13 protein-coding genes are annotated in these 14,380 nt (G+C 49.3%); 2 read left to right on the top strand and 11 right to left on the bottom strand.

The window, feature by feature from the left end; genetic code table 11:
* Window positions 1-15: 15 nt before the first annotated feature.
* The 11 genes from BM091_RS04970 to BM091_RS04920 all read right to left on the bottom strand — a co-directional run bounded on the left by BM091_RS04970 (window position 16) and on the right by BM091_RS04920 (window position 12,803).
* Complete coding sequence (locus tag BM091_RS04970) at window positions 16-2,241, bottom strand: glycosyltransferase (protein WP_093393939.1); 2,226 nt, start codon at window positions 2,239-2,241, stop codon at window positions 16-18.
* The gene (locus tag BM091_RS04965; RefSeq protein ID WP_093393937.1) at window positions 2,223-2,990 is read right to left on the bottom strand and encodes a phosphocholine cytidylyltransferase family protein; all 768 of its coding nucleotides are present in this window, start codon (window positions 2,988-2,990) and stop codon (window positions 2,223-2,225) included. Before BM091_RS04965 ends, BM091_RS04970 begins: the two co-directional genes overlap by 19 nt.
* The gene (locus BM091_RS04960) at window positions 2,990-4,096 is read right to left on the bottom strand and encodes a CDP-alcohol phosphatidyltransferase family protein (RefSeq protein ID WP_143083099.1); all 1,107 of its coding nucleotides are present in this window, start codon (window positions 4,094-4,096) and stop codon (window positions 2,990-2,992) included. Before BM091_RS04960 ends, BM091_RS04965 begins: the two co-directional genes overlap by 1 nt.
* Window positions 4,097-4,116: 20 nt before the next feature.
* Window positions 4,117-6,585, bottom strand: coding sequence for a Lon protease family protein (locus BM091_RS04955; RefSeq protein WP_093393934.1), 2,469 nt, complete (start codon window positions 6,583-6,585; stop codon window positions 4,117-4,119).
* A gap of 15 nt (window positions 6,586-6,600) precedes the next feature.
* Window positions 6,601-6,855, bottom strand: a complete 255-nt coding sequence (locus tag BM091_RS04950; protein WP_093393933.1) for a KH domain-containing protein — start codon at window positions 6,853-6,855, stop codon at window positions 6,601-6,603.
* A complete protein-coding gene (locus tag BM091_RS04945) occupies window positions 6,852-7,172 on the bottom strand; it encodes an MTH1187 family thiamine-binding protein (RefSeq protein WP_093393931.1) in 321 nt (106 codons plus the stop codon). Before BM091_RS04945 ends, BM091_RS04950 begins: the two co-directional genes overlap by 4 nt.
* A 36-nt stretch (window positions 7,173-7,208) precedes the next feature.
* On the bottom strand, window positions 7,209-8,066 hold the full coding sequence (locus BM091_RS04940) for a sugar phosphate isomerase/epimerase family protein (RefSeq protein ID WP_177193528.1): 858 nt from the start codon (window positions 8,064-8,066) through the stop codon (window positions 7,209-7,211).
* Entirely contained in the window at window positions 8,036-9,238 is a 1,203-nt protein-coding gene (locus BM091_RS04935) for a THUMP domain-containing class I SAM-dependent RNA methyltransferase (RefSeq protein WP_177193527.1), read from the bottom strand. Before BM091_RS04935 ends, BM091_RS04940 begins: the two co-directional genes overlap by 31 nt.
* 83 nt (window positions 9,239-9,321) lie before the next feature.
* Window positions 9,322-9,894 carry an archaemetzincin gene (locus tag BM091_RS04930; RefSeq protein WP_093393927.1) on the bottom strand — a complete coding sequence of 191 codons (573 nt, stop codon included), beginning with the start codon at window positions 9,892-9,894 and terminating at the stop codon, window positions 9,322-9,324.
* Between the two features lie 9 nt (window positions 9,895-9,903).
* On the bottom strand, window positions 9,904-11,250 hold the full coding sequence (locus BM091_RS04925) for a sigma-54-dependent transcriptional regulator (RefSeq protein WP_245735265.1): 1,347 nt from the start codon (window positions 11,248-11,250) through the stop codon (window positions 9,904-9,906).
* 17 nt (window positions 11,251-11,267) lie between these two features.
* On the bottom strand, window positions 11,268-12,803 hold the full coding sequence (locus BM091_RS04920) for an ATP-binding protein (RefSeq protein ID WP_093393925.1): 1,536 nt from the start codon (window positions 12,801-12,803) through the stop codon (window positions 11,268-11,270).
* 160 nt (window positions 12,804-12,963) lie between these two features.
* On the opposite strand from BM091_RS04920, the gene BM091_RS04915 reads away from it, so the two are divergent.
* Together BM091_RS04915 and BM091_RS04910 are read left to right on the top strand one after the other, a co-directional pair.
* Complete coding sequence (locus tag BM091_RS04915; protein ID WP_093393924.1) at window positions 12,964-13,860, top strand: glycine cleavage system protein H; 897 nt, start codon at window positions 12,964-12,966, stop codon at window positions 13,858-13,860.
* Window positions 13,857-14,378 (top strand): 4Fe-4S dicluster domain-containing protein, encoded by a 522-nt coding sequence (locus BM091_RS04910; RefSeq protein WP_093393922.1) that lies wholly within the window; start codon window positions 13,857-13,859, stop codon window positions 14,376-14,378. The genes BM091_RS04915 and BM091_RS04910 overlap by 4 nt, the downstream gene beginning before the upstream one ends.
* The last annotated feature ends 2 nt before the right edge of the window (window positions 14,379-14,380 follow it).

Raw genomic sequence — 14,380 nt, 5'->3', positions numbered from 1 at the left:
ATCGGAATCTCCAGCTCAGCCTGCAATCTCTCTGAATACCCCGGCAACCCGGGGCGCCATGGCTTTTGGAGAATAGGTGTTCATCGTATGGAAGTATGCCTTCTCACCGATGTTTTTTCTAAGATCCGGATTGGTCACCAGTAGCTCAAGATACTTTACCCATTCCTCGGTTCCGTCAGCCAGGAAACCGTTTTCTCCGGATCGAATAGCGAAGCGATAAGATTCGGTGGGAGATGCCACAGTAGGGATTCTTAAAAGCGCCGCTTCAAAGTACTTTAATTCGCTCTTTGCATCATTGAATACGTTTTGAACCAGAGGAACGATGTTAATGTCGGCCCTGGCTATATTGTAAGGAAGGTATCTCCAGTGAACATAGGGTAGAAATCTGACCCGTCTTTTTTCAATCCATCTGTCGAAACGAGCGTCCAGCTTGAGATGTCCGCCTATTAAAAGGTCGACATCAGGGTGATGCTCCAGGATGGCGAGCAACGCTTCGGAGGCCACCAGAAAATCCTGATCGTGGGTTGTGGTCCCGCTGAAATAGCCTATGTAGATTCTGGAATTGTTCGTTTCCTTCAGGGCGTAAGCATTTTCTGAAATGTTTATCACTTCCGATGACAGAGCATTACGAATTACGTAAGCCTTTTTTCCAGTAGCGCTTACGAGCCGGGATAAGGCCTCTGTAGGTACCAGGCAGATATCGCAAAGATCCATTGCCTTCCGGTGGTTCCTGATGACCTGTCTGAGCTCGTCTTTCGAAACACCCCTAACGTTAAGATAAGGAAGAGCCTCATCGTCGAAAATATAGTCGTCAATATCGTACACCACGGTAATATCGTTTTTCTTGCAGGTTTTAACGATATCATCAATCAAGGGAGAATAGAAAAGTCGATAAAGCACAACAACGCTGTGACGAAAGACCTCGTCGGCTCTTGCAGGTAATTCGTTATCGGGAATCACGGAAGCCTTAATGCCGGCAATACCGAGATATTCCGACATGTGATAGCCGCGATACCGCTGTCCCCCATCCAGATGGTTCACAATGAAACAGACCGAAAGCTCCTGATTCACACTTCTGCCAGAGCCCACCGGCTTATCGACGCTTTTTATTTTGTGTCCGGCACTTACGGTCCGTTCCAGGAGACCCTTTACTGCGGAAAGAGCTGTGGAATAAGCTCTCCCGCGGACCGTTCCTTCAGGAAACAATCTTGATGTAAGAGCACGGTAGCCGGAAATAAGCCTCCATCCGAAGCTTTTCTGGATCAATTCAAGCTCGCGGCTTATTCTTTGATAATCCGTTTCAACTCCGGCAAGGCTATCCCTTACCGTACGGAGTTCATCAAGCAATTGTCTTCTGGCGGTTTCCAGATTGGAACACCACTCTTTCAGGTTCTCGTTATCCCTTCTCAGCAGATCAACTTCCTGTCTTAACGAGTGGTTTTCCCGGTTAAGAGAGTTCAGAAGTTCACCGTAGTGCTGCTCCAAAACCTTCTTCTCGTGAAACTGCCAGAAGGTTATAAACTCCGGAGTAAAAAGATCCCGGTGTTTCCTTATTACCTTAAGGTAGACATCCCTGTGATCAAATCCCCCGAAGGCGGCCTTCTGCGTATTTCTGGACCACGCATTGTACTGGCAGGTTACCTTCGGGACATAAACCAGAGGGGTACGCCTGGAAAAACGTATAAGCATGTCCCAGTCTTCAAAAACTTCCAGTTCCTCGTCAAAACCGCCGATTTCTTCCAGCGTCTTTCGATCCAGAAGTACCGATATAAGGGGTATGTAATTTTCGAAAAGGAGCAAGGGAAAGCTGAAGTCACGTCCAAACTCGGTAATGACTCTTTTCACCACAAATTCGCCTTTATCCGGATCATAAGATTTCAGCACATGCCGACAGCCCGTATAGGCTCCCCGGAAATCCGTTTCGTTAAGGCATCTCACCAGGACTTCAAGGTGATCCGGATAGAATTCATCATCATCATCCAGAAAGGCGACATATCGACCCGTTGAGGCACTTATGCCGACATTGGCCGCGCGGGCCCTTCCTTTTGACTCGTCAATTCTGCAATACTTAAACTTACCTCCGAGTATCTCCTCGATACGGGAAATATCAGGGTCCTCTCCACCGTCGTTCACAATAATCACTTCGCAGGACGAATAAGTCTGGCGGGCAATACTTTCAAGTGCATGAATCAGAAGCTTTGGGCGATCCTTGGTTCTTACAATTACGGATACTTCGGCCATCTACGATCTACCTCAAACCCCGCAATGTCTCCCCGAATTCTCGGAAAAATCTCATTTAAAGCTCTTTCATAATCTTCCGGAAAATCTATCTCTATCCAGGGAAGCCCGGCCACGGGAACGGCTTCTATGTACATCTCCGCCGCAAGCCTGTCCACAGCAAAGGGAACCATCTCTTTTCTAAAACCCTGTTCAAGAAGGAGCCCTATGGTCTCTTGTAAACGTTGCTTTCCGTAAGCCGAAAACTTCAGAAGCCCTACGTTTTCTCCGTGACCGTCCCTGAGCGACTTGCTTAAGGCGACCACACGGCTTCCTTCGACCTTCACCTTCATTTCCTCTTCGTTGAGATGGGCGTCGAAATCCATGGCAAGGGCTTCAGAATGGGGATCCGTAGCAAGCCGCCTGAGTATTTCCGGATGAAACAGGACATCCGAATTCAATATAAAACAGCCCTTATCCACCTTCGAAAGGCCGAGCCACAGAGAATACATGCTGGAAGTGGTCTGGAAGTCTGCATTGTGAACGTATTCTACACTGTCGCCAAGCCAGTCTTCCACAACTTCCGATCCATAACCGGTAACAACAACGATTCTTTCAATACCACACATGAGAAAGCATCGAATTTGAAGGGATATCAGCGGAACACCATCGAACGGCAACATGCACTTGGGATGATCTTTAGTATAGGGAAGCAGGCGGGTACCCTGCCCTGCCGCAAGGATTACGGCCGTATCGGGAAAATCCGCAATCATCACAATACCCCCCGCAGTTTAAGAGAGCGGAATAACAGGAATGCAAAAATGGGGGCACCAAAGCCACCCACAAGGAGGAACCACTCAAGGCGTCCCAAAATCGACAAGACCACGAGAAGGTACGCAAAGTCTCTGTTGGCTATCCTGTCCAGAATGCCGGAATCGGGGGACAACTCACTTAAGGGACTTTCAGAGAAAAGAAGCCCTGCGGAGGGTCTGCAACCCCGGTCACCCCAGGTCGAAGCGTAAAGGGAAAACAAAAAGGCCGCTATACTCGAAAATATCAGCGAAAGACCCAACACTCCATAGGGCAAGAAGCCGGAAATCGTAACGGACCGGTAGGTCAGGCCCGAAAAAACCACCCAGTGAACAATATTGTCCGTTACCACATCCAGGAGTCCTCCAAATCTGCTCCTTTGATACCTCAGGCGGGCCAATTCACCGTCACATCCATCCAGTATTGAGCTCAACAAAAACAGAAGCGTCCCGATAATCGTAACGGTATGACTTCGGCAAAACAGAAGAAGTCCCCCTGTGACCCCCAGGATAAAGTTGAAAATCGTTATGTGATTGGGATGCAGGGGTAGTGAACTGAGACGCCGGGTTATGGCTATCGATACCTTTCTGTTAATCTTTCTCGTAAGAAAACTGTCCGTAGGGCTAAAAAGACTTTGATAGAGATATTCCTCAACCCGTTCGACATCTTCTCTTGTTCGAATAAATATTATCGGGCCCTCGTAACGGGGCTTCTCACTCATGCCCCCCTTAATCAGACGGACAAGAGGAACGGTAAGAAACATGTCAGAAGGAACAATCAGAGACGACCCTGACGCCAGATTTTTTATACTTTCATAATCACCGTAATTTACAACCCGGAAGCAAAAGTCGCCATCTGAAACAGGCGTGGGCCGATTAAGAGCACGATCAATATTTTCTGCCGATTCCCGGCTTATGAAAACGACCCTGTTAAAACCCGCAGCCTTAAGCGCTTCAACCTGCCGCCTCAATAAGCTAATCCCCCCCAGCCTGACGTACATGGCCGGGAGAGATCTTTTCCCGTCAATCTTAACCAGCCGTCCTGTGTCAACTATTACCGCTTCGGTCATGAAAATCCTTAACCGAGCTTTTAAGAACCACAGGCAGGGCAACCACCACCGTCGGTCTCCTGTCTGGACTTCTTTTCTTCTTCCTCTTTGGCAAACTTCTTCACGATCTCTGCTATTTCACGGAGCCTGTCGTCCACCTTCCTGAAGAACGTTCCCTCCGGATACGTGCCATCTTCCTGCAATTTCCCTGCTTCCATACCGGTAAGAATTTCAATCCCTTCCTCAATTGTGCTAATCGGCCATATGTGAAACAGGCCTTTTTCTACAGCCTCGATCACCTCTTTCTTCAGCATGAGGTTATTCACATTCTTTTTGGGAATTATTACCCCCTGTTTTCCGTTCAATCCCTTGTGCTTGCAAATATCGAAAAAGGCTTCGATCTTGCGGGTTACGCCGCCCACGGGTTGAATTTCTCCTTTCTGACTAACCGATCCCGTCACCGCAATACCCTGATAGATCGGTACCTGAGCAATCGCACTGAGCAGGGCATAAAGTTCCGTGCTGGAAGCGCTGTCCCCCTCCACCATACCGTAGCTTTGCTCGAAACACAGTGTCGCAGTAAGGGAAATGGGTTTGTTATGGGCAAAGCGCTCTTTCAAGAAGCTGGTCAGTATCATAACACCTTTTGTATGAATTCGACCGCTTAACTGGGATTCTCTCTCAATCGCTATTACGCCTTCTCTACCCACAGAAACCGTTGCCGTTATTCTGTTGGGCTTTCCGAATTCATGGTCTCCCGTCATCAAGATGGACAGGCCGTTGACCTGTCCCACCTTCCATCCATCGGTTTCAACCCAGAAAATGTCCTTGGCTACGAGTTCCTTAACCTTTTCCTCAATCAGGTTGGAACGGTAGATTCGCTTCTCCACTGCCCTGTCGACGTGCTCATCACTTATAAAGGTCGCATTATCCAGGCTTGCAAAGTAGTTTGCCTCTCTTATCAGGTCGCCGATATCTCCGATTTCAAGGGAAAGCTTCTCCCGATCTTCGGTTTTTTCCATGCTGTACTCAATAAGCCGGGCAAAGCCTTTTTTATCCATATGCCGGCAACCGTTCTCTTCGCAGAATCTGGCAACCAGCCGTGCGCATTTAACTACGTTATCATCGTTTCGATCCATGCGGTCATCAAGATGGGCCTTCACCTTGAAGAGCTTCTGGAATTTGTCGTCGTAAATGTAAAGAAGTTCGTACAGCCAGGGATCACCGGTCAGTACAATCTTTACGTTCAGCGGGATTGGTTCCGGCCTTATCGTTCTCGTACTGAAGAGACCGTAAAGCTCGCCGAGATCTTCAATTTTTATCTCCTTGTCTCGAAGGGCCCTCTTAAGAGCTTCCCAGGATATGTACCACTTGAGCAGATCCAGTGCCTTCATCACCAGGTAACCGCCGTTGGCCTTGTGCAGAGCACCTGGCTTAATCATGGTGAAATCCGTAAAAAGGGCGCCGAACCAGGCCTGTCTCTCTATCGTGCCGAAGAGATTCGGGTATGCGGGATTTGACTCGATAATTACAGGAGCACCCTGAAGTTCCGAATTGTCGATGAAGACATTCACATCATATCGCTTTATCATTCCGTCTCTTTGAGGTACCGGTACATGAGGCAACTGAGGCTGTTGCTGTTCTTCGGGTTTTTTCTTAAAATCGTCTATATTCTCAAGAATATCTTCCTGGACGGACTTAAGGTAATCGATTACATCGGGTTCGTCCTTATACTTTTCCATGTAGGTTTCCATAAGTTGCCCTACAACAAAGAGGGCTATTTCACTATCCAGCTTATTTCTCTTTTGTCTGAAGTTTTCCTCTACTTCACGGATTTTTTTAATAGCCTCTTTCATCTTTTCATGGAGTTCATCGCTTTTCCTTCGGAGCTCCTTCTTCTCCTCTTCGCTCAATTGTGCAAGGTCTTCCTGAGACAAAGGTTGTCCATCGGGGCCTGCCGGTATGATAACCATTCCCACCTGGGAAAACTGAAGTATGAAACCTTCCTGACGGGCGTGTTCCGAAAGCTCCTCGATTATCTCCCGCCTGATCTTTTCAAAAGCCTGCTGAAGTTCTTTTTCCTTGGCGCGGTAATCGTCGCTGTCAAAAACCTCCGGCACCTTCTGCTGAAGGGTCTGGATGAATTCGTGCATGTCCTTTTTAAGCTCTTTCCCCTTACCGGGAGACAGCTTTATGGCTTTCGGGCGATCGGGCTCCTTAAAGTTGTAAACATAGCACCAGTCGGGAGGGGTTGGTTCCTTTCTGGCCTGCTCTTCCAGGAAAGTCTTCGCTATATAGGTTAGTCCCGTTTTAGGAGGACCTGCTACAAAAATATTGTATCCATCGGCCTTCATGCCCATGCCGAAAAGGATCGCATCAATTGCCCTTTCCTGCCCTAAAACGGGCTGGACGTCTCCGATAAGGTCTGCCGTTGTATCAAAAGGCAGGTTAGATATATCGACATGTGCCCGCAGTTCCGATGGCGACAGCTCTTCATGCCTCCGTACCATATCACTCCCCCCGTCTTAACCCAGAACGTCCAGCTGGATTTTCTTGCCATGACTGGCGGCAACAGCCTGCAGAACCGTCCTGATTGCGTTGATTGTATGTCCCTCTTTTCCTATTATACGGCCAAGGTCTTCCGGTGCCACTTTCAATTCCATAAGTATGGTTTTCTCATTCTCCCGGGCTGCAAGAAGTACCTCCTCGGGTCTGGTAACAAGAGACTTCACAAGATATTCGGCAAGGCTCTTAATTTTCTTACTCAGAGGTTCACTCATGGTCCTGGATCCTCCATATTTCCCAGCTTCTCTTTAACTGAAATAACCTTTTCCTCAGCACGTACCCTTTTATCTCTCCGATCGTCTATTCTCACATGAGAAAGCACCCGGGCTACCCCTTCAACAAAACAGCTTTCGTGCATTTTCTTAACGACCTCAAAAATTTCATCCAGGCTTCCCTCAATAATCGTTCCCATTGGCGTCAACTCGTAGTAAAGCCCCGAAGACTCAACCACTTTGACGGCCCTGGCCACGATCTCACTTATGCTGGTACTACCCGTACCTATAGGCACAACACTTACTTCGGCTATAGCCATGGAACTCTCCTTTTTGCATGAGAAGCCTTTTATTTTTTAAGATTTGTCGGATATTTGCGCAAGCCTTTTCCTGTAATCCCCGTAGTACGAAGAGGGCATAATTCTCCCAAGAGCCTCACAGGATCTGACAAAGTCCTCATCACTGTGAGGTTCCATGGTAAGAAGCGGAAACAGCTTTTTCGTCCTGAGAAAATCAAAAAGCAGGTCAAAATTTACCGTTCCGCATCCCGGGGGAGCATGATCGTCTTTCAAACCCCCGTTGTCGTGAATGTGAATCTCTCTGAGATAACCATGAAGCTCATCAAGCCAGGTTTTGAGCGAGGAGCCGGAAAAACAATTCTGATGGCCCGTGTCCAGGCAAAAGCCGACATAAGGGCTGTTCAGTCTGTCGAGTATTTCCCTGTGAAGCCCGGGACCTTCTTCCCATACGTTTTCTATCGCAAGAAAGAATCCACCGTCTTCTGCACGTTTTGCCACGGATTCAAAGCACGGCATTGCCCGGTCGATCCATTCCTTCCTCTGACTCCTGTGGTGACGCGGGTCATAACCGGTATGGATAACCACCTGGAGAGGTAACATTTCCCGGGCTATGTCCATAAAACGGCTCAGCCTCAGATAAGATATATGCCTTATCAGGGGATCAACACTACCGGCACATAGATCCCAGAAAGGACCGTGAAGAGTAAAAGGCACCTTGTGATATTTAAGCAGATCCGAAAGCCTTACAAAATCCTGAAGGGGAACCCTATCCATATCTCCTGCCTGTATCCCTATTTCAACGCAGAGACGGCTCTGGATAACGAAATCGAGATACCGGTCTATATAACGATAGGGCATGTTTACAAAAACACCATCAAGAGGGTTTACAGTTCGAATAAGCCTGCGTATATCCATAGTCCACCATGAGGTAGCCTCGTTAGTGTTACAGGGGAACGGTTGTAAAGGCTCAGTAGATTTTTGTCCGGCAGGATAATCATAACCCGCCATCCCCGGTAATATTTATCGATATGGGCAAAAATCTTCCTGTACATTTCCGTGACCGCGGTTGTGATACGCTTTCCGTAAGGCGGGTTTAAAAAGAGCAATCCCTTTTCGAGCCCTTCATTTTGCGGAGTCCATCCGAAAAAGTCCGTCCTTATCCAGGTTATCCTGTCCTCAACCCCGGCACGACGGGCATTTTCCTTAGCAAGCCTTATGTAGCCGCTGCTCCTGTCGATCGCAACTATTCTTATATCCCTGTTCAGGGCCATCTCGGCTTGAGCAACCCGCTTCTCATGCTTCCAGAAACCCTCCTGAAAAGACGGCCACAGCTCAAACAGAAAAGACCTGAAAAAGCCCGGCGGAATTTTCAAAGCCTTAAGAGCAGCTTCGACGGCCACGGTTCCCGAACCGGTCATACCGTCAACCAGAGGCATATCACCGTTCCATTCTGCAAGCTCCAGCAGGACCGCAGCCAGCGTCTCCCGGAGTGGAGCCGGCCCGGGGTACAGCCTGTAACCCCTTTGATGCAAGTGGGCTCCCGTCATATCAAGCCTTACGGAGCAAAGATTTCTGATCACAGAAATCCATATCCTCTGTCTGGGCTTCTCCAGCTCTCTGGACTCATCAAAAGCCTCCTCTTCCCCACAGAACACCACACCGCAGCTCCTGAACCTATCGGCAATTGCTGCGTGCAAAGTATCCCTCACCAGCCCCTCATGCCTTATCTTCGACCGCTCCACGTTGGAGTAATAGTGAACCGGGATCTCCGGATTGATCCAGAGTTCCCAGGGAATTTCCCGTGCCTTCATGTACAGACCATCGGCGTGAAAACACTTAAATCCCGGAATACATATACCAACCCGGCTTGCCGTGCGAAGTCTAAGACAGAGCCTGTAGGCATCCCAGATGCGGCCCTGAGTTCTCAGAACCGACGGACCGGCATCTTCACACTCAAAACCCAGATCCACCAATTCACGACGGCACAATTCCTTCCAGTGAGGCGTAACCAGGACATCTATCCTGTGGACCCTGGCACGTATGTGTTTTTTTACTCTGCGAATAAAGGCCTTGCTGCTCCTGTCCAAATCAGCCTTCAACTCCACGCTACCGTTCCGACTTCCCGTTTTTTTAAGGACCTCACCACCACAAACTACATTATCAAGAACGATTATTTCTCATCCCTCTCTGCCCGTTTCATTATGCGCTGCAATAAAAACCTGCATCTATCGCAAAAGACAAGCGGTATTTCATCGAGGGACTCCAGCCTCGAGCTGAACTGCATGAGGCATCTCAGATGATTGCAATGATACAGTGAAAACACGTGACCTATCTCGTGCAGGGTCACCTTGGCAAGCCTCTCGTAAAAGAGCGACAGGGGTACAGGACCACCGTGGACGTCCCTGTCCAGCCGATAGGTTGATACCACCGCGGCCCGCCCTCCCAATTCCGCTTCTCCAAAGACATAGGTAAATATCGGCAGGCATATATCAACGCTTACGACACCCAGGACACAAGGATAATCGACGTAAAGAGAGCGTAGAAACTTGAGGAGAAGCCCTGCATCGTATTGCCTTCTGTCGCCGATGTAGGCATCTTCAGGGAGATCTACACCCTTGCTAACATCAACCGGCACATTGAGATACCCCTGAATATGAGCGGCAACTACCCTCGGGATAAGATTGCCCACCGTGCCCAGCGGCACTACCACAACGGGAGCTTTGTTCTGTTCCGTTCCGTCCATTTTTCAAGTTCACTCAGGCGGGGTAAGCCCGTATTTTTTTATTTTGTGATGAAGGGTTGTTCTGTTTATGTCAAGGATTCGAGCCGCTTTACTGATGTTCCAGCCGCATTCTTTCAGCACCTTTTCTATGTGGCGCTTCTCCACGGCTTTTAAAGACTGATCGGCCTCATTTCTGAACTCACCACCTCGAAGCAAAAAGTCGAAGTCCTGGCGAGTTAACATTCTGCCCCGTGCAAGCACCACCGCCCTTTCTATCGCATTCTCGAGCTCCCGTACGTTCCCCGGCCAGTCATAGGATTCCAGAAGCTGTATGGCATCTCTCGATATTGCCGTAACGGGTTTGTTCGTTTCACGGCGGAATCTGGCGAGGAAGTGCTCAGCCAGCAGAGATATATCCTCTTTTCTCTCCCGCAAAGGAGGAACCTCGATGTCGATTACATTGAGCCTGAAGTACAGATCCTTCCTGAAATTACCACGCCGGATCTCCTCTTCCAGATTACGATTCGTTGCGGATATGCATCTGAAATCAACGTTAATGTAACTCCTTCCACCCACCCTCTGAAAACGTTTCTCCTCGAGCACCCGTAAAAGGTCAACCTGCATCTTCAGAGGAATTTCACCTATTTCATCGAGGAACAGGGTGCCTCCGTCAGCAAGTTCAAGCCTTCCCTTCCTGGTTTTTATGGCACCCGTGAAGGCTCCGGCCTCATGGCCGAATAACTCGGACTCCAGAAGGCTTTCAGAAAAGGCCCCGCAGTTTATTGCGATAAAGGGCCCGTAGCGCCGTGGGCTTTTTGCATGTATTGCCTTCGCAACCAGCTCTTTTCCCGTGCCCGTTTCACCCCGTATAAGCACGGGGGAGTCAACGGAGGCCACCTCTTCGATAACCTCGAAAAGTTTCTGCATGCAGGGGGCAGCACCTATCAGGTCTTCGTACTGGATGCGCCTTGAGATCTGTTCCCTCAGTACGATGTTTTCTTCTATGATGCGTTTTTGCTGAAGGAGCTTCTCCACCAGAAGGAGAAGATGTTCGGGTTCAAAGGGCTTCATAAGATAGTCGTGAGCTCCCAGCTTCATCGCTTCAACGGCCGTATCAACCGATCCAAAAGCGGTGATCATCACGACCATGGTTTCGGGACTAACCTCTCTGATCCGCTTCAATACCTCAATGCCGCTCATGTCGGGCATCTTAATGTCGAGAAACACGAGATCATACTCGGTTTCGTTGAGCCTGCTCAGGGCCTCAACGCCACCGGATGCGGCATCCACGTCGTATCCGGTTTTTTTCAGCCATCCAACGAGTGACTCTCTTACAATGAGTTCGTCATCCACAACGAGAATCCGGATTCTTGCCATAATATCTTCTTCCCGTATCAATATTTTTTACAGGGAAGGCGCACAATGAAGTCAGAACCCTTCCCGATCTGGCTCACCACGTATATGCTACCCCGATGTTCCTTTATAATACCGTAGACAACAGAAAGGCCCAGGCCCACGCCTTTGTCTCTTTCCTTCGTCGTGTAAAAAGGTTCAAAGATCTGAGAAATAACTTCCTGAGGAATCCCCACACCCGTGTCTATTACGTCTATCCGAACCTGGTCACGATGTTCCTCGTATCCGGTCTTTATCGTCAGCGTTCCTCCGTCGGGCATTGCCTCAACGGCATTGAAAACCAGATTCATCAAACATTGCTGAATCTGGCCCGGATCCCCGTAAACTTCGGGTATAGATTCCTTGAGTTCCAGCACGAGAGAGATACCCTGTAGCTCCATTCTATGCTTGCTGAGAACCACCACACGGCGTATCAGCTCATTTACGTTAAAAAAGGTCTTCTCCAGCTTCTGCTGCCTCGAAAAGGAAAGAAGGTTTCCAACGATCGTACTGCACCGGGCGGATTCCTGATCGATCAACTGAAGGTAATGGCAAAATTGGGCCTTTTCGTCGGGATCAAGGGGTTTATCTTCTTCAAGACGCTTGCGCATCAATCTTGCCAGGGCATGGATACCCGAAAGGGGGTTGTTTATTTCGTGGACTGCACTGGCAACGAGTTTTCCCAGAGCTATCATCTTGTCTTCATGTATGAGCCGGGCCAGGTCCTTTTTCAGCGCCCTTGTTTTCTGCTCGACCCGCTTCTCCAGTTCGTCGGTAATATCCCGAATGATTTCCAGTACGACTTCGATTTTTCCTTTGGGATTTCTTAAAGGCACGGTGGTTATCTCACAATACCTGGTAGCATTATCACGATCCCTGTGCTCGTGAATTGCATGTCCCGCACTTCCCGTGGTCAGGCACTCCTTCAGGGGACAATGGATGCCGTGCTGATAACAAGGCTCGGCAAGGCGATGGGTAATCTGATAACAGGGCTTTCCCACAACGTCGTCCTTCTTCATGCCTATCCACTCAAGCATGGCATTGTTGGCCTCAAGAACCTTCATATCGGGACGCATTATAATGACCCTGTCTTTGATGCTCGAGAACATGGTCTCGGCGATGTTCTCAATCAAGGCCAGCTGCCGCTCTCTGAAAAATTGCTCTTCCTGAAAACGAATCAGATCGCTGAACAGCCGGGATATGGTGGCACCGAGAACCTGTATTTTCGGCGGGGCGTGCTGTAGAAACTCTTTAAGGACTTCTTCCTTTCCCGTAAGATCCAGCACCAGATCGAGATCTGGAATCGAGTACAGGTCCTGAAGGTCGGGTGTCGTGTAGATCCCCTTTTCTCTGGCAAGCTGTATCCCAACAGCCCGGTCATTGCCGTCAACAACGGCCACGATCTCCGCGTTCAGCCAGGGAAAGCGTTCCGCATCGATCATCTCAAGAAGAGACCGACACCGACGCCCTCCTCCGATTATGGCAATACGGAGCGGCCTTTCAAAGGATTCCTCAATTGTTCCTTCCTTCTCAAACATCTTTGCACCCCCTGTTGTTGATTTTTTAAACACCGATGTGCAAATCTGGTCAACAGAGAATGACGACACGTTGAAGATTTCTTCGTTTTTCTTTCCTGTAGCCTCTGGCACCAATATTGCTTAAAATAGTAGCAACCCTTTATTGCAGGGAGGCATCAAAATGGCTGGGCGCACGAAAAAGAGAAAGGTTGTATTTGGGATTAAGGAAGAGCAGTGTGTGTGGATGAAGGCCGGTGTGGTTAACTTCAAGATATGCCACAACGGTTATGATTGCACGACCTGCGCCTTTGATCGGGCAATGCGGGAAGCAATAAGCAGGAACAGCCACGGAAGGACATGGCGTGAAGAGCTTCTCCGTAAGGCCCATGGAGAAAAGTTTTGCAGGTACATGTTAACAGGGGACGTACCCCTTCGGAACTGTGCAAACGCCTATGATTGCGCCCGCTGTGAATTCGATCAACTTATGGAGGCCTATCATACTTCTTCCTTTTTCGATCCTGTGGCGAAGGTCAACGTATCCGGTTTTATTCTGGCGGCAGACTACTACTATCACCCCTGTCACACCTGGGCCCGCTGTGAATACGGAGGCCTTATGAGGGTTGGCATGGACGACTTCGCGTGGAAGCTTCTGGGTTTTCTGACGGAAATTCGGTTGCCGGAAATCGGGTCCCGTATAGGAGATCGTTTCCCCGGGTGGACGGCCAGGCGAGAAGAAAAGATAGCCCCTCTTGCCGCTCCGGTGAAGGGTGTTGTGGTAGCCCGCAACTATCGGGCGCTGGAAATGCCCGACGAGGCCAAACGAGACCCCTACGGAGAAGGCTGGTTGCTCATGATCGAGCCGGAAAATTCAACAAAGTCTCTTGATCGGCTTCTTGATTTCGACCGGGCTACAGGCTGGATGGCGGGAGAAGTTCGCGTTTTAGACGAGCTGGTGGCCGATACTTACGGAATGTCACTTGCCGCAACCGGAGGCGAGCGTGTCGAAGACATATACGGGAATCTCAAACAGATAGGTTGGGATCGCCTTGTTGAAACCTTTCTCATAAAGCAGTCATGACGAATTACGAATTTGCAGAAAGGATACCCGAGGGCTTCGGGCAGAAAGTGACCCTCTGTTACCAGTGTCGGAAGTGCACGGCCGGTTGCCCTCTTGCCTTCGCAATGGACGTTCCCCCGGACAGGATCATACGGCTTGTGGTCCTCGGGCTGGAAGAAAAGGTCCTGAAAAGCAGAGCCCTCTGGATTTGCTCTTCCTGTCAGACCTGCACCACCCGGTGCCCCAACGGGATAGACATTGCCGGAATAATCGACGAGTTAAAGCATCTTGCGGCAGAACTGGAGGCAGTCCATCCCGAGTGTGGCGACCTGTATGCCTTTCACAGGTTTTTTCTGGATGACGCCGTATCCAGAGGGAGGATTTACGAGCCTGCCGTAATCGGGAAGTATTCACTTAAGTTCATAAAGAAGAAGTTAAGAGACGGCACGCTCCGGGAAGATTTCCGGAAGGGCTTTTTCCTTGTGAAACACGGGCGAATGCAACTTCTTCCCCCGAAAAAGAGACCCTTGAGCCTTTAAGG

This window comes from Thermodesulforhabdus norvegica (genome assembly GCF_900114975.1).
Lineage (GTDB): Bacteria > Desulfobacterota > Syntrophobacteria > Syntrophobacterales > Thermodesulforhabdaceae > Thermodesulforhabdus > Thermodesulforhabdus norvegica.
The sequence above is the reverse complement of the archived record's forward strand: the minus strand, read 5'-3'. Positions and strand labels throughout refer to the sequence as shown.

Bases quoted from the DNA above. Each gene is read 5' to 3' on its own strand.
- BM091_RS04970 (WP_093393939.1), bottom strand. From the start codon at position 2,241: ATGGCCGAAGTATCCGTAATTGTAAGAACCAAGGATCGCCCAAAGCTT.
- BM091_RS04965 (WP_093393937.1), bottom strand. From the start codon at position 2,990: ATGATTGCGGATTTTCCCGATACGGCCGTAATCCTTGCGGCAGGGCAG.
- BM091_RS04960 (WP_143083099.1), bottom strand. From the start codon at position 4,096: ATGACCGAAGCGGTAATAGTTGACACAGGACGGCTGGTTAAGATTGAC.
- BM091_RS04955 (WP_093393934.1), bottom strand. From the start codon at position 6,585: ATGGTACGGAGGCATGAAGAGCTGTCGCCATCGGAACTGCGGGCACAT.
- BM091_RS04950 (WP_093393933.1), bottom strand. From the start codon at position 6,855: ATGAGTGAACCTCTGAGTAAGAAAATTAAGAGCCTTGCCGAATATCTT.
- BM091_RS04945 (WP_093393931.1), bottom strand. From the start codon at position 7,172: ATGGCTATAGCCGAAGTAAGTGTTGTGCCTATAGGTACGGGTAGTACC.
- BM091_RS04940 (WP_177193528.1), bottom strand. From the start codon at position 8,066: ATGGATATACGCAGGCTTATTCGAACTGTAAACCCTCTTGATGGTGTT.
- BM091_RS04930 (WP_093393927.1), bottom strand. From the start codon at position 9,894: ATGGACGGAACGGAACAGAACAAAGCTCCCGTTGTGGTAGTGCCGCTG.
- BM091_RS04925 (WP_245735265.1), bottom strand. From the start codon at position 11,250: ATGGCAAGAATCCGGATTCTCGTTGTGGATGACGAACTCATTGTAAGA.
- BM091_RS04920 (WP_093393925.1), bottom strand. From the start codon at position 12,803: ATGTTTGAGAAGGAAGGAACAATTGAGGAATCCTTTGAAAGGCCGCTC.
- BM091_RS04915 (WP_093393924.1), top strand. From the start codon at position 12,964: ATGGCTGGGCGCACGAAAAAGAGAAAGGTTGTATTTGGGATTAAGGAA.
- BM091_RS04910 (WP_093393922.1), top strand. From the start codon at position 13,857: ATGACGAATTACGAATTTGCAGAAAGGATACCCGAGGGCTTCGGGCAG.